Source organism: Aquirufa sp., from assembly GCF_964796385.1.
The window spans coordinates 28927-51951 of record NZ_CBAUBA010000018.1 but is presented as its reverse complement, the minus strand read 5'-3'; the positions used below and the strand labels follow the sequence as shown (position 1 = coordinate 51951).

At 40.0% G+C, this 23025-nt stretch carries 22 protein-coding genes; 11 read left to right on the top strand and 11 right to left on the bottom strand.

Annotated features, from left to right (window positions below; genetic code table 11):
• Positions 1 to 560, top strand: a 560-nt coding sequence (locus tag AC1W6K_RS07230) for a family 20 glycosylhydrolase (protein WP_481946971.1), incomplete at its 5' end; no start/stop codon positions are given.
• Here AC1W6K_RS07230 and AC1W6K_RS07225 read toward each other — a convergent pair.
• The 3 genes from AC1W6K_RS07225 to AC1W6K_RS07215 form a co-directional block, all read right to left on the bottom strand.
• Positions 557 to 2026, bottom strand: a complete 1470-nt coding sequence (locus AC1W6K_RS07225) for an arylsulfatase (RefSeq protein WP_481946970.1) — start codon at positions 2024 to 2026, stop codon at positions 557 to 559. The two genes, AC1W6K_RS07230 and AC1W6K_RS07225, sit on opposite strands and share 4 nt — an antisense overlap.
• Positions 2023 to 3429, bottom strand: a complete 1407-nt coding sequence (locus tag AC1W6K_RS07220) for a sulfatase family protein (protein ID WP_481946969.1) — start codon at positions 3427 to 3429, stop codon at positions 2023 to 2025. Before AC1W6K_RS07220 ends, AC1W6K_RS07225 begins: the two co-directional genes overlap by 4 nt.
• 88 nt (positions 3430 to 3517) lie before the next feature.
• The gene (locus AC1W6K_RS07215; RefSeq protein ID WP_481946968.1) at positions 3518 to 5896 is read right to left on the bottom strand and encodes a zinc-dependent metalloprotease; all 2379 of its coding nucleotides are present in this window, start codon (positions 5894 to 5896) and stop codon (positions 3518 to 3520) included.
• Between the two features lie 149 nt (positions 5897 to 6045).
• Here AC1W6K_RS07215 and AC1W6K_RS07210 point away from each other — a divergent pair, with 149 nt between their 5' ends.
• Positions 6046 to 6906 (top strand): PIG-L deacetylase family protein, encoded by an 861-nt coding sequence (locus AC1W6K_RS07210; protein WP_481946967.1) that lies wholly within the window; start codon positions 6046 to 6048, stop codon positions 6904 to 6906.
• A 193-nt stretch (positions 6907 to 7099) separates the two neighbouring features.
• On the opposite strand, the gene AC1W6K_RS07205 is transcribed toward AC1W6K_RS07210, so the two are convergent.
• The 3 genes from AC1W6K_RS07205 to AC1W6K_RS07195 form a co-directional block, all read right to left on the bottom strand.
• Positions 7100 to 7822: a bacteriorhodopsin-like gene (locus AC1W6K_RS07205; RefSeq protein ID WP_395784532.1), complete on the bottom strand. Its 723-nt coding sequence runs from the start codon at positions 7820 to 7822 to the stop codon at positions 7100 to 7102.
• Positions 7823 to 7965: 143 nt separating this feature from the next.
• Positions 7966 to 8829, bottom strand: coding sequence for a Brp/Blh family beta-carotene 15,15'-dioxygenase (locus AC1W6K_RS07200; protein WP_481946966.1), 864 nt, complete (start codon positions 8827 to 8829; stop codon positions 7966 to 7968).
• Positions 8826 to 9956: a lycopene cyclase family protein gene (locus AC1W6K_RS07195; protein ID WP_481946965.1), complete on the bottom strand. Its 1131-nt coding sequence runs from the start codon at positions 9954 to 9956 to the stop codon at positions 8826 to 8828. The genes AC1W6K_RS07200 and AC1W6K_RS07195 overlap by 4 nt, the downstream gene beginning before the upstream one ends.
• Before the next feature lie 159 nt (positions 9957 to 10115).
• On the opposite strand from AC1W6K_RS07195, the gene AC1W6K_RS07190 reads away from it, so the two are divergent.
• Positions 10116 to 11483, top strand: a complete 1368-nt coding sequence (locus AC1W6K_RS07190; RefSeq protein ID WP_481720333.1) for an alginate export family protein — start codon at positions 10116 to 10118, stop codon at positions 11481 to 11483.
• On the opposite strand, the gene AC1W6K_RS07185 is transcribed toward AC1W6K_RS07190, so the two are convergent.
• A complete protein-coding gene (locus AC1W6K_RS07185; RefSeq protein ID WP_481946964.1) occupies positions 11480 to 12925 on the bottom strand; it encodes a sodium:solute symporter in 1446 nt (481 codons plus the stop codon). The two genes, AC1W6K_RS07190 and AC1W6K_RS07185, sit on opposite strands and share 4 nt — an antisense overlap.
• 63 nt (positions 12926 to 12988) lie before the next feature.
• On the opposite strand from AC1W6K_RS07185, the gene AC1W6K_RS07180 reads away from it, so the two are divergent.
• From AC1W6K_RS07180 to AC1W6K_RS07160, 5 genes are read left to right on the top strand one after another with little or no spacing between them, the layout of a single operon-like run.
• Complete coding sequence (locus tag AC1W6K_RS07180) at positions 12989 to 13324, top strand: ATP-dependent Clp protease adaptor ClpS (RefSeq protein ID WP_481720329.1); 336 nt, start codon at positions 12989 to 12991, stop codon at positions 13322 to 13324.
• Between the two features lie 3 nt (positions 13325 to 13327).
• Complete coding sequence (gene recR, locus AC1W6K_RS07175; RefSeq protein ID WP_481946963.1) at positions 13328 to 13936, top strand: recombination mediator RecR; 609 nt, start codon at positions 13328 to 13330, stop codon at positions 13934 to 13936.
• A gap of 12 nt (positions 13937 to 13948) precedes the next feature.
• Positions 13949 to 14614 carry a superoxide dismutase gene (locus AC1W6K_RS07170; protein WP_481946962.1) on the top strand — a complete coding sequence of 222 codons (666 nt, stop codon included), beginning with the start codon at positions 13949 to 13951 and terminating at the stop codon, positions 14612 to 14614.
• Between the two features lie 2 nt (positions 14615 to 14616).
• The gene (locus AC1W6K_RS07165; protein WP_481946961.1) at positions 14617 to 15585 is read left to right on the top strand and encodes an isopenicillin N synthase family dioxygenase; all 969 of its coding nucleotides are present in this window, start codon (positions 14617 to 14619) and stop codon (positions 15583 to 15585) included.
• A gap of 1 nt (position 15586) precedes the next feature.
• Positions 15587 to 16756 carry a chromate transporter gene (locus tag AC1W6K_RS07160; RefSeq protein ID WP_481946960.1) on the top strand — a complete coding sequence of 390 codons (1170 nt, stop codon included), beginning with the start codon at positions 15587 to 15589 and terminating at the stop codon, positions 16754 to 16756.
• Here the strand turns inward: AC1W6K_RS07160 and rfbA are convergent.
• From rfbA to galE, 3 genes are read right to left on the bottom strand one after another with little or no spacing between them, the layout of a single operon-like run.
• The gene (rfbA, locus tag AC1W6K_RS07155; RefSeq protein ID WP_481946959.1) at positions 16748 to 17608 is read right to left on the bottom strand and encodes a glucose-1-phosphate thymidylyltransferase RfbA; all 861 of its coding nucleotides are present in this window, start codon (positions 17606 to 17608) and stop codon (positions 16748 to 16750) included. The genes AC1W6K_RS07160 and rfbA overlap by 9 nt on opposite strands.
• A 2-nt stretch (positions 17609 to 17610) precedes the next feature.
• Positions 17611 to 18666 carry a dTDP-glucose 4,6-dehydratase gene (gene rfbB / locus AC1W6K_RS07150; RefSeq protein WP_481720317.1) on the bottom strand — a complete coding sequence of 352 codons (1056 nt, stop codon included), beginning with the start codon at positions 18664 to 18666 and terminating at the stop codon, positions 17611 to 17613.
• Between the two features lie 5 nt (positions 18667 to 18671).
• Positions 18672 to 19685 (bottom strand): UDP-glucose 4-epimerase GalE, encoded by a 1014-nt coding sequence (galE, locus tag AC1W6K_RS07145; protein ID WP_481946958.1) that lies wholly within the window; start codon positions 19683 to 19685, stop codon positions 18672 to 18674.
• A 150-nt stretch (positions 19686 to 19835) separates the two neighbouring features.
• Here galE and AC1W6K_RS07140 point away from each other — a divergent pair, with 150 nt between their 5' ends.
• Entirely contained in the window at positions 19836 to 20669 is an 834-nt protein-coding gene (locus tag AC1W6K_RS07140; RefSeq protein WP_481946957.1) for a transglutaminase-like domain-containing protein, read from the top strand.
• Here AC1W6K_RS07140 and AC1W6K_RS07135 read toward each other — a convergent pair.
• Positions 20666 to 21286, bottom strand: a complete 621-nt coding sequence (locus AC1W6K_RS07135) for a 4'-phosphopantetheinyl transferase family protein (RefSeq protein WP_481946956.1) — start codon at positions 21284 to 21286, stop codon at positions 20666 to 20668. The genes AC1W6K_RS07140 and AC1W6K_RS07135 overlap by 4 nt on opposite strands.
• Before the next feature lie 55 nt (positions 21287 to 21341).
• Here AC1W6K_RS07135 and AC1W6K_RS07130 point away from each other — a divergent pair, with 55 nt between their 5' ends.
• Positions 21342 to 22232 (top strand): WD40 repeat domain-containing protein, encoded by an 891-nt coding sequence (locus AC1W6K_RS07130; RefSeq protein ID WP_481946955.1) that lies wholly within the window; start codon positions 21342 to 21344, stop codon positions 22230 to 22232.
• A 32-nt stretch (positions 22233 to 22264) separates the two neighbouring features.
• Positions 22265 to 23023, top strand: a complete 759-nt coding sequence (locus AC1W6K_RS07125; RefSeq protein WP_481946954.1) for a DivIVA domain-containing protein — start codon at positions 22265 to 22267, stop codon at positions 23021 to 23023.
• The last annotated feature ends 2 nt before the right edge of the window (positions 23024 to 23025 follow it).

Here is a 23025-nt window from a genome sequence, read left to right as displayed (position 1 = left end):
TAGGCCTAAAGGACGAGCATGAATTACAAAGTTATTTCATTCGTCGGATCGATAAATTTGTCACATCTAAGGGGAAGAAACTACTCGGTTGGGACGAAATTCTTGAGGGTGGTCTTTCGCCCAATGCGATGGTGATGTCTTGGAGAGGTACGAAGGGTGGTATCGAAGCTGCAAAACTGAAGCACGATGTGGTCATGTCGCCCAATTCCTATTTTTATTTGGATTACTATCAAACAGATCCTAAAAATGAGCCTATTGCCATTGGAGGTAACTTACCTTTAAGTAAGTGTTATTCGTTTGAGCCAGATTTACCTGAATTAAGTGCTGAAGAAGCCAAACATGTGGTAGGGATTCAAGCCAACGTTTGGACTGAGTACATCAGTAATATAAATTATGCGGAATATATGACCTATCCGCGTGCTTTAGCACTTTCAGAAGTTTCGTGGTCGACGAAGGAATCCAAAAATTATGCGGATTTCAAAAAGCGCTTAACGGGTCATTTGCCAGCTATGGATGCCTTGAAAATAAATTATTCAAAAGCATTTTTAAGCCAACCTTAAAGTTTAGGATTTACGAATTCCCATTCTTTTATATGTGATGGACGATGTTGTTTTCGAACGATATCGTCCATTTGTTTTTGTAATTCTTTGTTTTCATTTGCAATATTATTACTCTCAGAGGGATCTTTTGCTAAATCATAAATTTCCCATGGTGCGTTTATATTTTTTTTCATTTGGCTTTTTACTCCCTTAAACTGGCCGATTCGAACAGCGATTTGCCCCGATTTTTCAGGAAATTCAAAGTATAGAAAAGGATGAGTTACTTGCTTTTTGCCAAGAAGCGTGGGTAAAAATGAAATACCATCTGTGGACACAGGAATTTTTTGATTTGTTAATTCTGCTAAGGTGGCCATCAGGTCAAATTGAGCTGATGCGTGGTCTGTTACTTGTCCAGCTTTAATTTTTCCTGGCCAGCGAACAATCATCGGTTCCCGAATTCCTCCCTCATAAAGATCTTGTTTTCGGCCACGCAATCCCCCAACCGAATTAAAAAATTCAGTATCCACGCCACCCACATCAAATGTGGCACCATTATCACTCGAAAAGATGACAAGGGTATGCTCATCTATGTGGTGCTTTTTTAATTCTGTTAAGATTCGCCCCACTTGCTTATCTAAATAAGTAATCATTGCGGCATACGTTGCCTTAGGGAATTTTGTAGGCACATAACCTCCCTTTTTTCCCGTGTATATGGTTTCCTGAAATTTTCCTTGATAGGCTTTTATCTCCTCCTCAGGTGCTTGCAAAGATAAATGGGGTAATGGTAGCGGTAGATAGAGAAAAAATGGCCTTGACTTATGCTGTTTTATAAATCCCAATGCTTTTTCCATCATTTTGGTTGCCGCATAGTCTTTGCCTTTGAACTTATCAAAGTTGATGGAATCAATCGCCAGATTAGTTTCTCGGTATTCATGAACAAATTGATATGAATTGCGCAAGGTGTCCCACTTTCCATTTTCCCAAAGATGCGTTGGGTATAAATTATGTGCTTGCTTTTGGTCTAGAAACCCATACGAATAATCAAAGCCTTGTTCGTTTGGATTGCCTGTTGTATTGCTCATGCCTAATCCCCATTTGCCAACAAGCCCAGTTTGGTATCCTGCCATTTTCATTAGTTTGGCGATGGTGAATGTATTTTCGGGTAAAGGCATTTGACCTCCTTCTTTATCATCTGCAAATCCACCCAATTCATAATTTCCTCGAATGTAGGAGTGTCCTGCATGAAGCCCCGTCATGAGCATACATCGTGCTGGGGCACAGACGGGCGCTCCGGTGTAATGTTGTGTAAATCGAATGCCTTCTTTCGCCATCGCATCTAAAAACGGCGTTTTGATTTTTTGCTGACCATAAGCGCCTAGTTCTCCATAACCCAAATCATCGGCGTAAATATAGATTACGTTAGGTTTTTGTTGACCGTATACCACTGCTGATATACCCCAAAATAGTAGTAGTTTGAAAATTTTCATGGTATCTCAACGATGCCTGGCATCCGGTTTTCAGTTCCTTTTACTTTCAATATATCATCCCCTATCTCATTTCGTGCTTGATTACCCAAGGCGATTAATTCGGCTAATTTCTCCGGATATTTTTCACTTACATCATAACGTTCTCCTGGATCACGACGTAAGTCATAAAGACCTTGAGGAAATGGAAAATCGTCTTTTAATTTACCTGGAAATCCATCTTGTCCTGGCATAAATCCTTCGTGAGTCCGACCGGCATGGGCAAATACAAGCTTCCACGAGCCTTTCCGTACGGCTTCTAAATTATTGGTTCGGTAATAATAATAAAATACTTTTCGGGGCTCCATATCTGGGATTCCCTGCATAAGTGCTTGGATGTTAACGCCATCAATTTTTTTGCGTGGCAATTGACTGTTTGTTAAGGCACAGATTGTTGGCAATAAATCAATATTGGCCGCCAAGCTATTCTGTATTGTGCCCTCTGGAAGATGGCCTTTCCATTGAACAAGGAATGGAACGCGTTGGCCGCCCTCAAAAGAAGACCCTTTCGCTTCCCGTAGGCCTCCGGTAGAACCCGCATGATTTCCAAAATTCTGCCACGGGCCATTATCACTGGTGAAAATGACAATAGTGTTCTTTTCTAAGTTTAGTCGGCGCAACGTTTGTAATATTTGACCCACCGACCAGTCCATTTCCATCATGACGTCCCCATATAATCCTTGTTTACTTTTCCCTCTAAAAGATTCGGATGCATTGATGGGTACATGGGGCATTGGATTCGGAAGATAGAGGAAAAATGGTTTTGCTTTATTTCGTTCAATAAATTGAATGGACTCTTTGGTTAGCATTTGGGTGATTTGTGCCTGATCATCCAAGGTTTTTATATAGGAGCTGGCATCGTTTCCTCGTATTAGCGGAAGCTCAGGGAATTTTCTTCTGGAGTTATTATCGGGTCTTGTTCCGTCGAAATATACCGGCCACATGTCGTTGGAGTAGGGTATACCCACATATTCATCAAATCCATGCTGGAGCGGTAAAAAATCTTTATGATCGCCCAAGTGCCATTTACCGAATATCCCTGTTCTATACCCGTTGGCTTTCAACAGTTCTGCGATGGTTTCTTCATCCGGATTAATTCCAACTTTTGAATTTGGGAAAAGGGCTCCTGAAATTCCAATGCGGTTTGGATAACAGCCCGTTAATAAGCCTGCTCGGGAAGCAGAGCAAACTGCCTGTGCTGAAAGAAAATGGGTGAACCGAACGCCTTCCTTTGCCATTTTATCTAAGTTGGGTGTTTGGTATTGACTCGCACCATAACAACTAAGATCTCCATAGCCCAAATCATCCATCATGATGAGTATGACATTCGGTTTTTTTTGTGCCAATACAAATATGGGAGTACACATTAGGGCCCAGCTAATTAAAATTTTTAAATTCGATTTTGTCATAATTTTTATCGGTTTATATATAAACTAGTTTGGTAGAAGTTTTCTTTTAATCTATGCAATCCATGCCAATAGGTGCCCCATCAGGAATAGTAGGCGTTTGCATTGGTTTCCACTCACCTGGATTTGACTTAAATTGATCAATGGTGTGAATAAGGTAGTTGGCAAAAACACTTGGTTTTTTAACGTAAAATGCCCGAATTTCATTTACGGATGCATGCAACCCTGCAGCTGCCAACGGTGAAATTGTTGGCGCATTTGCGGTATTTAATAAGGAAGAAAGCACCTTAAAATTGATTGTTTCTTGTGCCGCTTGTAGATAGCTATCTTGGTGCACTCGATACATTGTCGCTTGTAAGAGTGTTTGTAGGGTTTCCGTAAGCCCTAATTGGCTTGCGTCGATAGCTTTGTTTCCAGCCAACCGCGACAATCGATCTGGATGAACTAAAAAATCCAAGGTGAAGTCGGCCGCCGATTCTACCGCGCCAAATGGGTCGAATGTAAGCCCCGTCTTTCCTTTAAATGATTCGCGCGTTCGTTCGTAATTAAATGCTCTAGGAGGGAATAAGGATAGTTTTTCTTTTGGAATAGCTAATGTTTGTGCGTCCAAAGTTTGCATAACAGCCTTTAATGCTTGAATCTGTAAATTTTTAGGAGCTGGTGACAAGACCGTTTCCTTGCCGCCGCGAACGGCATAATTATATTCATAACCACCTATGATTTTTGTGGCAGCCTCTGTTTGGTAGCGATGCAAAAAGTACAAAGGCACAAAGACATCCTCTAAATGTGAGTAGGTCTCGTTTGGACGGATATTCGCTACGGAGAAGTTGGCAATAGCTTTTTTACGAATGGCCAACAAATGATCCAATTCATCCACTATTGTTTTTCCATTATCCCAAAGATGGGCCAAAATATGTGCGCCGCCTGGATTGCGTGCATCTGCATCCGTTATAAACCGCATTCCTTTGGCATAAGCTTGATCAATTACTTGATTTAATTCAGTGCTATTTGCGTGATTTCCATAGGCATAATCCACTGTTACTTTATCCCATTCGCCTATTTTAGTATCATATGCATGACTAAAATCAATTTGATCGCCTTTGAAATTAATTTGGGGATGGGGATAATCCATGACGCTTGAATTTCCTAGCGCACTGGCAGCATAATTATGGGCAAATCCTAGGGTATGCCCTATTTCATGTGCAGCTAATTGGCGTATGCGAGCCAGGGCCATGGCTAACATAGGTCCATTTGTTGACCCATCGATCGCAAATGGTGCGTTCATAAGCGCTTGAGCGATTAAAAAATCTTGCCGAATGCGAAGGCTACCTAGGCTAACGTGGCCTTTCATGATTTCCCCGGTTCTAGGGTCAGCAATGCTGGCGCCATAACTCCAACCGCGTGCGGAACGGTGCACCCATTGAATGACGTGATAACGAATATCAAGCGGATCTGCTCCTTCAGGTAACAATTTAATTTGGAATGCATCCTTATATCCAATGGCTTCAAATGCCTGGTTCCACCAGCGTCCTCCTTCCATCAGTGCGGAACGAATGGGTTCAGGCGTTCCATTATCCAAATAATAAATTATGGGTTTAACTGCTTCACTTATAGGCAATTGTGGGTCTTTTTTTTCTAAGCGATGGCGTGTAATCCATTTCTTTTCAATAACTTCTTGTACTGGGGACGCATAATCTAGAAATGTAATGGCATTGGCTCCAGATCGCGGATCAAATAAGCGCGGCGTGTAGGCGGAATCTGGCAATTCAATAAATGAATGGTGTTCGACGACGGTCACATTATCTGCATTAGGAGCAACTGATTTAATTTCTGCTCCTGTTCCATTTCCTGCGAAGGTTAAACGGGCTTCAAATTCTGAATTTTTAGGAAATGATTTGGTGTGTTCTAATGCCAATGAACTTTTGGATTTATCTAAACTATATGTTCCTTGCTTTGCTTGAGCTAATCGCTTCAATACACCATGCGCATCTTGCATCAGAAAGTCGGTGAAATCAATTAAATAGGCCCCATCACTGCTGCTTTCGATTTTAAATCCGAATAAAACTGATTTCGTAAATGCTTGTTGGACCGAAATTTTTTCCAACGAATTACTCGTATTTGCCCGGTAACGGGTATTTGGTTGGATCAAAAAGAGTTTATTTCCTTGTTTTTCAAAATAGACAACTTGCTCATTGCCGAGTTGGCCACGATCTAAACCAAGGTCGTTATTTCCCACTCCTTGAGCGAGCGAGTAGGCGTATAAAAACTCGTGGTTAAGTTTAGTGACTTCAAGAAAAATTTTATCGTTTGGCTCATCGTAATAAAAATTAAAGTAACCCGAATGGGCCTTCATGGATTTGACTTTATCATCGATTTGAGCTTGCGCTCCCATGCTTAGGAGCAGGAAAAGCAGGATGTATATTCTCATAATCGAATGTAAGAATTATTTCTTTTTTTTGTACATCTGACCAATGGAAGTTGGTGTCTTTTTTGAGTTCATTTCGAATAAGTAGCCGGTCAGTTCAGTTTGATTTATTGATCAAATTCTCTAACATTGAATCTAAAATTCCAAATCAAATGAAAAAAATCATATGTATTTTACTTGTGTTGTTGTCTGCAGATATACAGGCAAAGCCATTACGCATTTTGTTTATTGGGGCTCATCCTGATGATTGTGATATTAAAGGGGGTGGTACCGCTGCACTTTATGTGCAAATGGGGCACGAAGTAAAGTTTTTATCTGTCACGAATGGCGATGCGGGCCACCAATCTCAGGGTGGTGGGATGCTTGCGAAACGTCGTATCGCCGAAACGCGTGAAGTTGCCAAGCGTTTAGGTGTTGCCTATGATGTATTGGATAATCATGACGGTGAATTGTTGCCAACCTTGGAAATTCGTTTGCAAATTATTCGAAAAATTCGTGAGTGGAAAGCAGATGTGGTGATTGCTCCGCGGACGAATGATTACCATCCAGATCATCGCTATACGGGTGTACTTGTTCAGGATGCTGCATTTATGGTGGGCGTTCCGAATGTGGCGCCTGATGTGGAGCCCTTGCGCAAGAATCCCGTGTTTCTTTATTTTCAAGATAATTTCAAGAAACCTAACCCATTTCAAGCAGATATTGCGGTGGATATTACGCCGGTAATTGAAAAAAAGTTAGCTGGTTTGGATGCACATCAATCGCAGTTTTATGAGTGGCTTCCTTGGATTGGTAATTATGAAGCAGATGTACCTAAAGACCCTTCAAAACACCTAGAATATTTGCTTCAAAAGCGGGTGGCTAAGCCTAATGCTGACGTTCAAAAATCGTTAGTTAAATGGTATGGTGAGACTAAGGCAGCTACTGTACGCTATGCTGAAGCTTTCGAGATTTGTGAATATGGTTCGCAACCAAGTGAAGCAGAAATTCGTACTTTATTTCCGATGTTAAAATAGGATTAGCCACTACTTCTGATTGCCGTCTTGTGTGGGATGTTTATTGAATTTAACCCGTTTGGCATGTACACAATCATTACCTCGTGTACTAACAATTTTCGAAGTGATAGGATTGCCAAAATAAAAGTACCTGTAAACAAAAAAAGAAAGGCCATGATTGGCCTTTCTTTTTTACTATAATCAATTCTGATAATTAAGCTTTTGCAGCTGAAGCTCCTTTTGCAATGCTGTAAACAACTAAACCGAAACCGATTTTGTTGATGGCATCCGCAATGTTGTAAGCTAGGTCAATGTTGCCTGCCATGCCACTTAATAAGTTACCTGGTAACATCATGTAACCGATTGGATAGATCGCCCAGCCCACTAAAGTGAACCAACGCATTACTTTGTATCCTGATTTCACGTGCTCGTTGTCTGAAGCAGCAGCTAATTTAGATGCCTCACCAGCGTAGATTTCGTAGATAATCACAGCCCATCCTAATGTTGAGATGATACCCCACATTACGTTTTGCTCTGGAACTACTGCCTCACCGATGTAACCTGCAACTAACATCACAACAGATCCGAAGATTAAGCGAGAAAGCATACCTGTTTTTGCACCAGCTGGCTTAAGGATTAAGAAATACTCGATACACATCAAAGGTACAGTTAATGTCCAGTCAATGTAACGGAATTGAGTTGGTGACTCATGTGTTTCCAACCATACACCACGCATGTAGAAATAATGAACTGCAGCAATGAATGTAATTAATGCGGAAATTAATAATGATGTTTTCCACTTGTCATTAACTGTACCTCTTTCTACAATGAAAAAGATTGATGCAGCTAACATCGACATGTAACCTGTAAAGAAGGTAAATCCAATGTAATCTCCGGCTGCTAATGAGCCATCCAGTAAAATGTTTAATGTTTCCATAATTGAAAATGTTTAAGTGATAAATAAATAAGTATTAAGGTGTTTAAGAAATGATTTTGAAAGTTAAACACTTTAATTTTAAAAATGTTTTTTTTCTATTAAAAAATTTAAAATTTAAATAAAAATTATACAAACTAGTTAGTTTATAGCCTTTTGGGAATAATTTTATGCATTAAAAAAAAATGAGGTAAAGTTAAAATTGACAGAAAAATAAATGAATGTGCGAGCCATTTTTCGGCACTGATTAACATGATATAGGTTATACCCGAAATAAATGCTAAAAACGTAAATGGTAATAACCTGATATAAAGAGTTTTCATGTTAACCTCTAAAGATCTCGATAGAACACGTAGGCTGTATACGGAATGGCAACAGGCAAAATAGATCATAAATGCGGGTAGTATGGGTAGAAAAGTGCCTATTAATAGCGTCATACCCGTATTTATAAAGTAGGAGGTATGTTCCTTTTGAAACCCGAATAGCATACAAACGATATAAAAACTTATAGGTAAGGCATCGAAGGGAATTTGAATACCCAAATTAAAGTTTTGTACTATTTTTAAAACTTCTTCAGCATGTTGGGAAAGAATAAATCCTAAAATTCCCATACCTAAAATAAGTGATCTGAATAACTGGAGGTAATATATGTAGTCGAAACTTGTCTTTTTTGAAATAAATGTGGTTTCTAAATCACCGAAGTGAAAAACGGATATACCTATGAAAATGATAAAGGATATTAGGGGGAAATAAAACCATAATACGCCATAGGCAATCATTACTGAGATATATTTAAAGATGAAGTAATAGATATTAAACGCTTTATTTTGGGTGCGCGCCAACTGATTTGCTACTAAATGATCTGCCGCACCATGTGGAATGCCTAAAGTGGCTAATAAAAATATACAGAACCCCCATTCTACCTGAACGGGCATATTTTTCCAAAGGCCCGTAAGCAGCAAGTAATCAAGTCCTATAATTACACCAAACGTTCGGTATAAATTTGTCATCGATTTCTGGTTAGTAGATGTTTTAAAAATAACGGGATTTGAAGTTGACTGAATATCCTTATTTCATCCCAAATCGAAGTTTTTTCATCTAGGAATCGAAGAATTTTAGTAAAGTTGATTCGAGCAAAAAGTCTGTCCATGACCAAAGGAATGGCTTTATTTTCCGATTTTATCATATGTAGTAATATGGAATCAAAAAATAAATGCCTTGATTTAATATTGGAAGGTAATTGGTTGACTTTTTGTTTAGCATCTCTTTGCATCCGTGTAAATGCATAGCCAGTGGATGCTTTTACTTGCCCTGCCGCAGTACCAATCTTAAAGATTTTACCCAGGTTATTCGTTGATGGCATGACAGTCATTGGGATAGTTCCCCGTTCGATATCGATAACTTGGTAATTTTTGCCGGTAAAATTATCAGCCATATATTGATTCCAATGAGCTTCATAGGCTTGCTCATCATATGGTTTCGTGCTAAAAACAGTTGTTTCAATTAATGCTTTCCTTTCTGAGAAAGGTAAGATATAATGAAACATGGAATAATCTCGGTTTGTCTGAGCTTGGCTGAAATCCATTAATGTAGCCGCACTGCTATCTAAAAAATCATTTTCAAATTCGATGAATTTCCCCCAAAAATGTTGGGCTAATTGAGGTTGATGCTCAACTATTTTCCCATCAATTCGGGCGTCAGCAACTTGCTTAGCCTGAAAGATCAAACCATTTTTTAAAATAATGTCAATAACCGTTCCGCTTTCATTCAGTTCGTCGACCCAACCAATTTCGTGTTGTACGAGTGGATGAGCAGGTATAAATTCATCAAAGAAATAGTTAAAAAAATTATCAGATGATATGTAATGATAATTTAAGTTACCGATTTCCTGAGTTTGGCTAATTGCAGTTGTTGATCGATAAGTGATTTTTGGCCAAGATTTCTCGATTAAAAAAGGAAAAGACGCTGAGTTATTTTCAGCCCAAAAGCACCAACTTTTTTTCGTGCGATCTCCGGAATCAATTAGTAAAATATTGCTTTTGTCATTCTCTGACAAGTGCAGATATTCATACAGATATTGTAGTCCCGCTGCGCCTGCGCCTACAATAGCAATATCAAAAATGGGCGCTTTTTTCAAATTAATATTTTTAAATTTTTTGTAAATAAACTATATTTTAATTAAAAAGTTTGCCAAATTACCCAATTCAATAGGTTGTTGTTTCTATTGACCTGTTAACTCCATTTTAATTTTACGATTGACTTGGTATCTTTATGTTCCTCTATATTAAATTTAATTTTGTTCAGAAGCGTTCTTTTTATCATTTTCATTTGTTCATTATGTTCACAAGCTAGTGCCCAACACATCGCGCGCCTTCGTTTTGAAGATGACTTTTCGTACCTGAAATCAGATAGTTTAAGCAAATCTTGGGATGAAAAATTAAAATATTTGCCGCTTATTGGCCAAGCTACCTTAAGTATCGGGGGTGAAATACGCGAACATTATCAGAATTATACCAATGTGAATTTTGGCCAAATTCCAGCTTCCTATGTGACAGGAAATCCGCACCAATGGCTTCATCGAATTTTACTTCATGGTGATTTACGGCTTCATTCCAATTTTCGGGTATTTGCTCAAATCAATAATACCGTCCGTTTTTGGAACCCAAATCCGATCACCAACCAAGTAGACCAGAATACCTTAGGTTTTCACCAGTGGTTCGCAGATTTGAAATTGGCAGATCAGTTGGTGCTTCGATTAGGCCGACAAGAATTACTATTTGGGCAAGAGCGATTTATTGCTACTCGGGAAGGGCCGAACAATCGCCAAAGTTTTGTGGGGGCTCATTTAATTCATCAACTTAAACGCTTAAAAACGGATCTTTTTTATACCCATCCGATCAAGTTGAACCTAGGAGCTATGGATGATGAAAAATCAACTGAAAAATTAGCGGGTTTGCATTTTAAATATGATCGGCTTTTGAAATTTCTTAATGCAGATGCCTATTACTACTATTTTGAATCAGAGGCACGTGAATATTACTCGACTATTGGTGCTGAAAAAAGGCATTCAATCGGATTACATCTTTATTCAAATCCGCAGCGTTTCAATTATGATATCGAGTTTTCGCGGCAAGTAGGGCAGTTTAAATCGTTGGACATTCAAGCCTTTATGGCGGTTTGGGATGTGAATTTTTCCGTTAAACCACATCGATTCATTGGATTTAGTGGAAATTTTGTGCCTGGGGATAAATCCACACGTGATGGACAATTGAATACCTTTAATACGTTGTTTGCTCGGCCGCCTTTTGGGCAAACAGTTGCCCTGAATATCTCCAATACCCTAAATTTAAGCCCATACATTAGGTATCAAAACGGAACAAAATGGATAGCGACTGCGCGTGCTTCTTTTGTTCAACGAACAAGTGTATACGATGGGGTATACACGCCCAATATGTCTCAATTACGTCCATATGATGCGTCTAAAATGACGTCAGATGCCCTTAAGCTTTGTGATATTTATGCTGTAGATGTGAATTATGTGCCCACAAAACATTACTTTTTTCAAGCAGAAATTGGCTACTGTAAAGCTGGTACTTATTTAAAAGAAACAGGGGCCGGAAATAATGTTATTTACTTTGCGATCCGAAATGCGATTAAATTCTAGGCGATTACTCGATCTCGTCGGATCAGCCAGAGCAAAAGAAAACACACCGCCCCGTTCAAAATTAGCTTCGCAAAACCAAATCCACCAAAAAGCGTTTGCGCTTGCATTTCCAGAAAAAAAGTGATGATGGGCGAAGCCAAGCAAATAGATGGTACTAATTTGTCCTTCACGCCGTATTTGGTAAATAAACCAAATGAAAATAATCCTAAAAGTGGGCCATAGGTATAACCAGCTAAATTAAAAACTGCCGCGATTAGTTCTTGTGTGTTAAAAATGTGAAACAAACCTATCACTACGAAGAACAAGGCCGAAAAACCTAGATGGACACGTTGTTTAAGTTTTTCACGTTTGGCTTCTTTAAATTTCTCAATGTGTAGAAAATCAATGCAAAAGGAAGTCGTTAAGGCAGTCAAAGCAGAATCGGAACTCGCATAGGATGCTGCGATAATTCCCAATAAAAACGTCACCGCAGCTAAGGTCCCAAATTCGCCACCTAATGCTAATAGCGGGTACAATTCATCCGTTTTCGTAGGTATGGCAATCTGATTTGCTTGCGCATATATGTATAGTAATGCACCCAATGACAAGAAAAGTATATTAATGAATAATAATACCCAATAAAACCAAAACATGTTTTTTTGTGCTTCCCCAATTGACTTACAGGTTAAGTTTTTTTGCATCAAATCTTGATCCAAACCTGTCATAACAATGGCTATAAATACCCCTGCTAAAAAGTCTTTTCCAAAGAAATGCGGGCTCTTCCAATCCCATTCAAACATGTGTGTTAGCGGACTTGCTTGGATGTTATCGATCATTTCACCGAAACCCATGTTCATTTTTTGACCTACTAAAAATATCGTGATGAATAGTGCAACGAGTAAAAAGAGTGTTTGAAGCGTGTCCGTCCAGATAATTGTTTTAACACCTCCTCGATGGGTGTAGAGCCAAATTAGTGCGATGGAAATAAAAACGGTTACAACAAACGGGACACCTATCGGAGCGAATATGGCGATTTGGAGTACATTAACTGCTAAATACAGGCGAGCCGCTGAGCCAATGGTGCGCGAAAGTAGAAAGAAGGCAGAACCTGTTTTGTATGACCAAAATCCGAATCGTGTTTCTAAGTAGCCATAAATCGATATTAAATTGAGTCGATAATATAATGGCATTAGCACGAGGGCAATCGTTAGATACCCTAAAGAATGGCCTAAAATGACTTGATAATAGGTGAAAAATGTTTTGCCAACAGCCCCTGGGACAGAAATAAAAGTTAAACCAGAAATGGAAGTTCCAATCATCCCAAAGGCCACCAGCCACCAAGGAGATTCCCGATTCGCGGTAAAAAAGGCATTGGTGTCAGCTCCCTTCGATGTGAAGTAAGAGATGAGCAGCAGTAGGCCAAAATAGATGGCAAGAATTCCACCGGCTAATTGAATCGACATAGAAGTTTAAAGAGAATTTTATATAAATTTGTGCGAGGTGTTTTCAAACCTAGTTTCAAAAATATGGATTTCTCCGTAGATAATGTTTCAGAGTTCATTTTTTCTTTGGCAGGGCAAGAGCAATGGCAGGAAGAAGTCGAAGTTTTAGTGGACGAAGAAACCATTTCAGCACATCAATTAGTCGTTTATAATGACGAGGTCAATACCTTTGAATATGTGACCATGACGCTTATGGAGGTATGCGAGCACAGCCCCGAACAAGCCGAACAATGTACGTTAATGATCCATTATCGCGGTCGGTGTGGCGTAAAATCTGGCGAATTCGATACCCTCGTATCCATGCGCAATGAGATTTGTAGGCGCGGTATTTCAGCTGAGATTGAATCATTTGAGTCTTAAATTATGATGCATACTTATCCGTCTCGAATCATTGAGCAAGCCGTGGAGGAAATTTCGAAATTGCCGGGTATTGGTAAGAAATCTGCCTTACGTTTAGCATTACATATGCTGAAGCGTCCTGAATCTCAATCGTTGCAACTAGCCCACGCGCTCGTCCAACTTCGAACAGAAACAAAATATTGTCCGCAGTGTCACATGATTTCCGATGGAGATTTATGTGGAATTTGTGCAAGCAACAAGCGCGATGAGCGTTTATTATGCGTGGTAGAAGATTTGCGGGATGTGATGGCCATCGAAAATACGGGTCAATATACCGGATTATATCATGTGCTTGGTGGAATAATATCGCCGTTGGCAGGTATTTCGCCCACTGATTTACATATCGACACCCTGATAACACGCATTGCTTCTGGTGCATTTGATGAAGTTATTTTGGGACTGAGTCCAACGATGGAAGGGGATACGACGGCATTTTATTTGACTAAGAAATTAGCCGATTTTTCCATTAAAATATCCACTATAGCGCGCGGAATTCCGATCGGTGGTGATTTAGAATATACAGATGAGATTACCCTTGGCCGCAGTATTGTGGGCCGAGTAACCTATGAATAAACCCAATACGCAATGAATCGCAACGAATTTTTAAAATTATCCGGCTTAGGTTTAGTGGCCTCACGGATCAATGTATTGGAAAATGCACCTTTTGCATTACCTACCCTTAGCTATTCATATGATGCTTTAGAGCCGCATATCGATAAGATGACCATGGAAATTCACCATAGCCGTCACCACAAAGCGTATGTAGATAACTTGAATAAGGCGCTAGGAACTTCAAGTAAATCAATCGAAGAATTGTTGGCATCGATTAGTACACAGCCAGTGGCCGTTCGAAATAATGGGGGAGGACACTGGAATCACAGTTTCTTTTGGCAATTATTAGCACCTGCGACGGGAAAGCAACCGAGCGCCGCATTATTAAAGCAAATTCAGGCTGATTTTGGAAGTTTAGATTCCTTTAAATCGGAATTTGCTAAAGCCGCTACGTCCCGTTTTGGTTCTGGCTGGGCCTGGTTGACTTGGAATGGGTCGAAATTAGTGATTAGTTCGACGGCCAACCAAGACAATCCGTTGATGGATGTGGCTGAGGTAAAAGGCAAGCCGATTTTAGCCTTGGATGTGTGGGAGCACGCCTATTATTTAAAGTATCAAAACAAGCGGGCGGATTACATTACCGCATTTTGGAATGTAGTGAATTGGGATTTTGTCTCGCGTCAATTTGAAACAAAATAAGTATGTTATTAGAAGAAATACCGTCCTTGGATTTAGCTGATTTTAATGCAGGAGATCCCGTGCGCAAGGAAAAATTTGTACAAGATTTAGGGCAAGCGTTTAATACGATTGGTTTTGTAGCCATCAAAGGACACGGCTTGTCGGCCGACTTTACGAAAGCATTGTATGCGGAAGTTGAACGCTTTTTCCAGTCTCCAGATGACTTAAAGCGTGCCTATGAAATTGAGGGCATAGCCGGTCAGCGTGGGTACATTGGCAAAGGAAAAGAAACGGCCAAAGGTTTCAAAGTGCCTGATTTAAAGGAATTTTACCATGTTGGCCAGCCGCACAAAGCAGATGGAGATTCGGTCTGGGATGAATATCCAGCCAATGTTTTTCCAACGGAATATCCTCAGTTTGGGGAATTAACGGTTCAAGGCTACCAGACTTTAGAGGCCGCAGGAAAATCACTTTTGCGTGCGATTGCACTTTATTTAAAATTACCGGAAGTTTATTTTGAGGCGCGTGTGAACAATGGCAATTCTATTTTACGTGCAATCCATTATTTCCCTATTGCGGATCCTGATAGTCTACCTGAAGGGGCCGTTCGTGCGGCTGCTCATGGTGACATTAATCTAATTACGCTTTTAATGGGTGCTTCAGCCGAAGGCCTTGAGGTATTGCGTATGGATGGAAAATGGATTCCAATTACCGCATTACCGGATCAGGTCGTGGTTAATGTAGGGGATATGTTGGACCGTTTAACGAATCACCACTTGAAATCAACGATCCATCGCGTGGTTAATCCGCCGCTTGAAAAGATGGGAACTTCTCGGTATTCGATACCGTTTTTCATGCATCCACGCTCTGAGATGGATTTAACTTGTTTGGAAAGTTGTGTGTCGTCGGCGAGTCCGAAGATTTACACCAATATGACCGCGGGAGAATTTTTGAATGAACGCTTGATTGAGTTGGGATTAAAGAAAAAATAACGTGAAACGGCCAAAACATCTGAATTTTTTATGGGATGTATTCGTTTTGGCTGCCACCTCATTTGGAGGGCCTCAGGTACACTGGGCCCTTTTTTTGCGCCGTCTGGTGCATGAAAAACACTACTTGACGGAAGATGAGTTGTTTGAAATTCAGGCATTGTGTTCCGTATTGCCGGGTCCTACGTCCACACAGATGATTACGGCGATCGGTTTAAAGCGAGGAGGGGCGTCGTTGGCTTACTTGACGTTAATACTTTGGATTACACCGGCTGTATTTGTTATGACCTTGGCGGCCTATGGAATGACCTATTTGCGCAATCGTGATTTAGTTCAGTTTGTACTTCCGGTGGGTGTGGGTTTAATTCTTCAAGCGGGGTGGCTCATGGCCCGCAAGGTGATTAAGTCGTGGATGTATGTTTGGATATCGCTCGGGACCCTTGTGACGGGCATTTTGTTCGCCACGCCCTATGTTTTTCCACTTGTTTTGGTTTTGGGTGGCTTAATTTCATCCTTTAATTTTCGTGAATTTCCGCGTCAAAATAAACATAAAATGATTATTCCGTGGGCAAATTTTCATTTGTTCTGGGGCGTATTTGTTTTATTGGTTGTTTTAGGGCAGAGTACCAATTATTTTCCGTTTCATTTATTGGAGAATTTTTACCGGAATGGAAGCCTTGTTTTTGGGGGTGGACAGGTACTCGCACCTGTTTTATATACCGAATTCGTTGAATTTAAGGGTTTAATTCGTCCGGATGACTTTCTGACAGGGATGGCGCTGTCGCTGTCGTTACCTGGTCCAATTTTTGCGTTGACTTCCTACCTAGGCGTTTTGTTAATGAAGGATTATGGGATGATGGGCCAGCTGGCTGGCAGTGCAATAGGGGCTTTGGGGATTTTTATGCCCGGGACTTTTTTAATCTTTTTTGTCTTTCGTATTTGGGGGCAATTGAAGCAATACCGCTTTATTCGGGCTTCTTTGGCAGGTATTCAAGCCGCATCCGTAGGACTTACGGGAGTTGCGGTGTATACGTTTGTATATCCGATGATGCAAAAAGGCGATGGGGTTTCCATCGCCTTAGTTGTTATTGCATTTCTAATTGCGCAGACGGAACGTGTTCCTGCCATGGCGTTATTTAGTGCGGCACTGGTTGCCGGTTATTTTTTAGCGTAATATATTTAATAAGTATTGGCCATAGCCACTTTTCACCAACGGCTTTGCAATCATTTCTAATTGGCTCGAATTAATGTAGCCCATGCGGTAGGCAACCTCCTCAATGCAGCCAATTTTCATACCTTGACGTTCTTCGATTACTTGAACAAATTGCCCTGCTTGCATTAATGAAGCAAAAGTACCCGTGTCTAGCCAAGCAGTACCCCGATTTAAAATGCCAACAGAAAGTTTCCCGCGTTTTAAATATTCTTTGTTTACATCCGTAATTTCATATTCACCACGGGGCGATGGAGCGATGTTTTTGGCAATTTCAACGACGTCATTATCGTAGAAATATAAGCCCGGAACTGCATAGTTTGATTTGGGATGTTCAGGCTTTTCTTCGATTGAAATTACTTTATTATCTGCATCAAATTCTACAACGCCATATCGCTCCGGATCATTTACTGAGTAAGCGTAAACCACGCCACCTTCCGGGTCGTTATTGGCCTGTAGTAATTTACTCAAACCTGAACCATAGAAGATGTTATCTCCTAAAACCAAAGCCACTTTTTCTTTTCCAATAAATTTTTCGCCAATCACAAATGCCTGAGCCAAACCATTGGGCTCTGGTTGGACCGCATATTCGAATTTGCAACCGATACTAGATCCATCACCCAATAACTTCTCAAAATGAGGTAAATCATGTGGCGTTGAAATGATCAAAATCTCCCGAATACCTGACAACATCAGAATCGAAAGCGGATAATAAATCATCGGTTTGTCGTACACAGGCATTAATTGCTTGCTAACGGCTAATGTCAACGGGTGTAAACGTGTGCCAGATCCACCGGCTAGAATAATTCCTTTCATAATTAGCGTCCTTGATACATGGTCGTGTAATATTTTTGATAATCACCTGATGTGACATCTTTAAGCCATTTTTCGTTGCTTAAATACCAACTAACTGTTTTTTCTAATCCTTCAGCAAACTGTAAACTCGGTTCCCAACCTAACTCTTTCATGATTTTAGTTGCGTCGATGGCATAGCGTAAATCATGTCCAGCTCGGTCTGTTACATACGTGATTAATTGAACGGACGTTCCGGCTGGTCGGCCTAATTTTTCATCCATGATTTTGCACAATAAATGCACAATATCAATATTTTTCCACTCGTTAAATCCTCCGATGTTATAGGTTTCGCCAATTTTTCCTTGGTGGAAAACGGTATCGATTGCACGTGCATGGTCAACAACAAATAGCCAATCACGTACATTTTCACCTTTACCGTAAACTGGCAATGCCTTGTTGTTCAGGATGTTATGAATCATTAATGGAATCAACTTTTCAGGGAAATGATTTGGTCCATAATTATTAGAGCAATTGGTGATCACGGTTGGTAGACCATATGTCTCATGATAAGCGCGCACAAAATGATCTGAGCTTGCTTTTGAGGCTGAATAGGGTGACCGTGGATCGTATGGTGTGGTTTCCAAAAAGAATTCTTTGGGGTCATGCAATTCACCATATACTTCATCAGTTGAAATATGGTAGAATTTTTTTCCTTCGTATTTTCCGGCCCATTGTTTTTTGGCTGCTTGTAATAAATTAACGGTCCCGATAACGTTTGTACGCACAAATGCCAAAGGATCTGTAATTGAACGATCTACGTGAGACTCAGCAGCTAGGTGCAATACGCCGTCGAATTGATGTTCGGCGAAAAGTGCATCCATATGTTCCGCATCTGTAATGTCCGCTTTGATGAAGTGGTAATTTGGTCGGTCAGCTATATCTTGATTGTTGGCCAAATTCCCCGCATACGTCAATGCATCTAAATTATAAATTTGATAATCCGGGTATTTTTCGACGAAAAGTCGGACTACATGAGATCCAATAAATCCGGCGCCACCGGTGATAACTATTTTTTTCATACGGGTTATAATAGGGCTTTTTGCCATGCCCAGGCATCATTTAATGCTTCTTCCAAGCTAATTTCTGCTTTCCAGCCGAGGATGTTATTTGATTTTTCTATCGCGGCATAAACAGCTGTTATGTCGCCAGGTCTGCGATCCCGAACCTCATAATTTACATGTTGATTCGTTGCCTTTTCAAATGCCTGAATAACTTGTAAAACCGAACTTCCTTCGCCTGTGCCTATATTAAAGAAATCGTAATAGGAGCTGTTCGGTTTACTTAAAATGTGTATTAATGCTTTCACGTGCGCATGAGCTAAATCGGTCACGTGTATGTAATCTCGAATGGCAGTTCCATCTGCTGTCGGGTAATCTGTTCCCCAAACTTGTAATGGGCCGCGTAATCCAGCTACCGATTGCGTTAAAAATGGGATTAGGTTAGCAGGTGGTCCGAGGGGTAGTTCGCCAATTAAGGCACTTTTATGAGCTCCAATGGGGTTAAAATAGCGAAGTGATATGGCTTTAAACGATGAATCCGCAGTTACGGTATCGCGAATAATCTCTTCGCAAATTTGTTTCGTATTTCCATAAGGGGATACTGCTTCTTGAACAGGAGAATTTTCGGTAACAGGAAGTTCATCCGGCTGGCCATAAACAGTACAAGAAGAAGAGAATACAAGGTTATTTATGCCGTATTCTTGCATTTTTTCGAGTAAGAGTACAGTAGAGGCAACATTATTTCGGTAATATTTCAGTGGATTAGCTACTGATTCACCTACAGCTTTTGAGGCTGCAAAATGAATAATACCATCAATTTTGTGGGTTGTAAATAGCTGATTATAGGTTGCGGGATCATTCACATCTGCATGAACGTAGGTAACCGCTTTGCCGCAAATTGTAGCTAAGTTGGCAATAACTTTCTCAGATGAATTGGAGAAATTATCTACTATAATGGGGTTATAGCCATTTTCTTGTAGTACAACATAGGTATGAGATCCTATAAATCCAGCTCCCCCAGTAATCAGAATATTCATCATGTGTGATCGTGCTTAACTAGCAACGACAAATTTACGCTCATTTTTAGCCGAAAAAAAATTTAGGAACTAAACATTTATTCAAAGGCCAAAAGCCCCGTTTCTTTTTGAATTTTGGAGATTTTTATTAATTTTGAACGTTACAAAATCTACATGGAAGGACCCGCGATTAAAGCAATGATTCAACTTTTGGACGACTCGGATACCGAAGTAGTTCAAATGGTCGAAGCTCAAATGCGTACTTTAGGTTATTCGATCATTCCAGTTTTGGAAGCTGAATGGGAACATTTAAGTTTCAATCCCTATTTACAAACTAAAATAGAGGATTTAATTCATGAATTTCAGTTAGACTTAATGAAAAACCGGCTCACCCTGTGGAAAGAAGGGGGAGGCATGGATTTATTGGAGGGGATGTGGATTATTTCAACTTATCGATATCCAGAATTTACTTACGCTGAATTGCAAGCTTCCATGGAGCAACTGTATTTTGAGGTTTGGCCACAAATGCGGGACGATTTACATCCGATTGATCAATTAAAGATTTTAAATTCAGTGATGTTTGATCAATTGAAATTTGGGGCAAATACGAAGAATTTTCATGCGGCTAATAATTCCTTTATTAACGTGGTTCTTGATTCGAAGAAAGGTAACCCAATCAGTTTATGTGTGGTGTACATGTGGATTTCTCAGAAATTAGGGATGCCTGTTTATGGAGTTAATTTGCCTAATTTATTTGTTTTGACTTACAAAAAAGAAGAGTTACAGTTCTACATTAACGTCTTTAATAAGGGGTTGATTTTTAATAAAACAGATATTGATAATTACATCGCACAATTGAATTTAGAGCAAAATGAAATCTATTATCAGCCTTGTTCGAATTTAGAGATTGTTCGGCGGGTACTTCGTAACTTAATATTGGCATATGAAAAAGCAGGGGATGATTCCTACAAGGATGAGTTGACTACGCTGATTGCCTCATTAGATTAATCAATTAATGCCAAGGTGAGTACGAATTCTTCAAATTCTTCCCAATAATAATTAGCTGTTTTATCTGCGTTACCTAGCGTTGCTTTACCCATTTGTTTTTCGGTATGTATTTCAAGCGCGATTGCGTTGCGAAAAGACAATCCAGGAATATTCGCTCCTTTGTAAATGGATTCTTTAATGGACCAGGCGACGGTGAGCGCTGCATGATTACCTTGACGGTTTGTTAGTTCCATTTGATTCAAAAAGCGAGGCGCTATTTTCTCAATTTTACGGCCTTTTTTTTCGATATCTACACCTACCTCATTTGTGCGGCAACAAGCCGCAGCGACGTATGGAAATGAATGCGTCAAGGATATTTTCCAATCTGAATCTAATAAGTAGGGGCGTTGACGTTCGTCTTGCTGTAGCAATACATCTGTCATTCCGATGCGTTTACATAAATCATATAGACAATAGCGTGCTGTCATTGATTCCAAACGCTTTATTGGATTTTCTGAATTTATCGGTGGCCAGCTGCTCGGTACGTGTGTAAAGAATTCTTCTGGCTCGTCGATTTTCCATACACACACATGTGTTTCAGGAAGAAGTAAAGCGAGGGAGGATGAAAATTTCGGCATACCGATAGATTTGGCTGTAAAATTATCATTTTTGTAGTTCAATTGGCTTAAAATTTTGAAAATAGAACGAATAGATACGTTTGCGGGTCATCGGGGTGCGGTCTACGCTTTGGAAAAGGCTGTAGACAATGCTTTATTTTATTCGGCTGGAGCTGATGGGTGGGTTGTTCAATGGAATCTTCAAAAACCAGATTTGGGTAAAGTGATTGCGCAAATTCAAGGGTCTATTTATGCCATGCGTTTGGATCATTTGTCTGGAATTCTTTGGGTGGCTCAAAATAATGAGGGAATTCATGGTATACATGTAGGTACTTTAGATCGTGTTTTTTCAATTCCGATGTTGAATCAATCTATTTTTGATATTCAATTTTGGGGAGATCAAGTTTGGGTGGCAAGTTCACACGGGATGATTACGGTGGTGGATCGTTTATCGCATCAGGTTTTGAAACATGTAAAAGTAGGGGAGGCTCATGTGCGGTGTTTGATGGTAGTAGGCCAACAAATTTTTGCTGGTTATAGTGATGGCAATATGCGCGTATTTAGTTCGCAATTTGACTTAGTACATGCCAAAATAGCATATGAAAAGCGTGTTTTTGCTTTGATTGAAGTGGGGGAGACCCTCATATCGGTTGGTGGAGATGCACATATTCGCGTATGGAATTGGGAATCAAATGAATTAATTGAGGCATTGCCTGCCGTTCCTGCACACATTCAGGCAATTAATGCGGTTGTGTTAAGTCCATGTGGGCGCTATTTGGCAACGGGAAGTATGGACAAGACAATTAAAATTTGGCATGCGACTGATTTGACGCTTTTAAAAGTAATTGATTTTCCGCGCTATGGTGGGCATAAACATTCGATCAATGCATTGATTTGGTCGGATTATACAGATTTGTTGGTTTCTGGATCTGATGATAAACAGATTTCTGTTTGGAAAATCGATTAAAGGTTTTTTATTTTACTAAACAAGTTTTTTCTATGCCTATATCAGCAGTGTCTTTTTCCAAAGGTTTTCGTGGCTACGATGTTTCGGAGGTGCAGGCCTATGTGAACTCGGTAGATCAATTTGCGGAAGAATCAGCTCGAAATGAGCGATCTATGCAAGAGAAAATACACCAACTTGAACAAGAAGTAAATCGATTACGTGAGGTAGAATCTTCGCTATTTCGGGCAATGAAGTTGGCCGAAGAAGCACAGCTACATTGGCAAGAAAAAGTAGAGAAGGAAGCTGAAATTATGCTTTCAGATGCCAAGAAAAAGGCTACTAGTATTATTGCGGAGTCTGAGCAGATAGCAAAAAAGTCTACTTTATTGGTTGAAAATGAGCGCAAGCAAATGATATCCCAAGCGGATCAAGAACTGAAGGAGAAGCAGCGGGAGATGGGACGTTTGGAGGCGGTCCAACAAACACTTGCCGAGCAGATGTTGGAACTTGCGCAGCAAACAATGGACCAGTTGGCGAAATGGAAAAAGGATATTCCACCAATTGTTCCTGTTAAAGCTGAGAAAAAGAAAGTAGTTTCTGTTAAACCCAACGTGGAGTCTAAGGTTAATAAGCCTGCAGCTAAGCTAAAACCGGTGGCAAAGAAAAAGGTAAATTCTGCTTCTAAGCCTACAAAATCAAATCATTTGGATGTGAGTACGATTGAAGATGATGGTTTGCCTACCTTAAATAAAGTATTGGAGGCATACGCGAAATCAAGTGCTCCTCGTGGGAAAGTTGGTGATATTAATTAGAA

Coding starts and splice junctions, on each gene's coding strand:
- AC1W6K_RS07225 (WP_481946970.1), bottom strand. CDS start 2,026: ATGAAAATTTTCAAACTACTACTATTTTGGGGTATATCAGCAGTGGTA.
- AC1W6K_RS07220 (WP_481946969.1), bottom strand. CDS start 3,429: ATGTGTACTCCCATATTTGTATTGGCACAAAAAAAACCGAATGTCATA.
- AC1W6K_RS07215 (WP_481946968.1), bottom strand. CDS start 5,896: ATGAGAATATACATCCTGCTTTTCCTGCTCCTAAGCATGGGAGCGCAA.
- AC1W6K_RS07210 (WP_481946967.1), top strand. CDS start 6,046: ATGAAAAAAATCATATGTATTTTACTTGTGTTGTTGTCTGCAGATATA.
- AC1W6K_RS07205 (WP_395784532.1), bottom strand. CDS start 7,822: ATGGAAACATTAAACATTTTACTGGATGGCTCATTAGCAGCCGGAGAT.
- AC1W6K_RS07200 (WP_481946966.1), bottom strand. CDS start 8,829: ATGACAAATTTATACCGAACGTTTGGTGTAATTATAGGACTTGATTAC.
- AC1W6K_RS07185 (WP_481946964.1), bottom strand. CDS start 12,925: ATGTCGATTCAATTAGCCGGTGGAATTCTTGCCATCTATTTTGGCCTA.
- AC1W6K_RS07180 (WP_481720329.1), top strand. CDS start 12,989: ATGGATTTCTCCGTAGATAATGTTTCAGAGTTCATTTTTTCTTTGGCA.
- recR (WP_481946963.1), top strand. CDS start 13,328: ATGATGCATACTTATCCGTCTCGAATCATTGAGCAAGCCGTGGAGGAA.
- AC1W6K_RS07170 (WP_481946962.1), top strand. CDS start 13,949: ATGAATCGCAACGAATTTTTAAAATTATCCGGCTTAGGTTTAGTGGCC.
- AC1W6K_RS07165 (WP_481946961.1), top strand. CDS start 14,617: ATGTTATTAGAAGAAATACCGTCCTTGGATTTAGCTGATTTTAATGCA.
- rfbA (WP_481946959.1), bottom strand. CDS start 17,608: ATGAAAGGAATTATTCTAGCCGGTGGATCTGGCACACGTTTACACCCG.
- rfbB (WP_481720317.1), bottom strand. CDS start 18,666: ATGAAAAAAATAGTTATCACCGGTGGCGCCGGATTTATTGGATCTCAT.
- galE (WP_481946958.1), bottom strand. CDS start 19,685: ATGATGAATATTCTGATTACTGGGGGAGCTGGATTTATAGGATCTCAT.
- AC1W6K_RS07140 (WP_481946957.1), top strand. CDS start 19,836: ATGGAAGGACCCGCGATTAAAGCAATGATTCAACTTTTGGACGACTCG.
- AC1W6K_RS07135 (WP_481946956.1), bottom strand. CDS start 21,286: ATGCCGAAATTTTCATCCTCCCTCGCTTTACTTCTTCCTGAAACACAT.
- AC1W6K_RS07125 (WP_481946954.1), top strand. CDS start 22,265: ATGCCTATATCAGCAGTGTCTTTTTCCAAAGGTTTTCGTGGCTACGAT.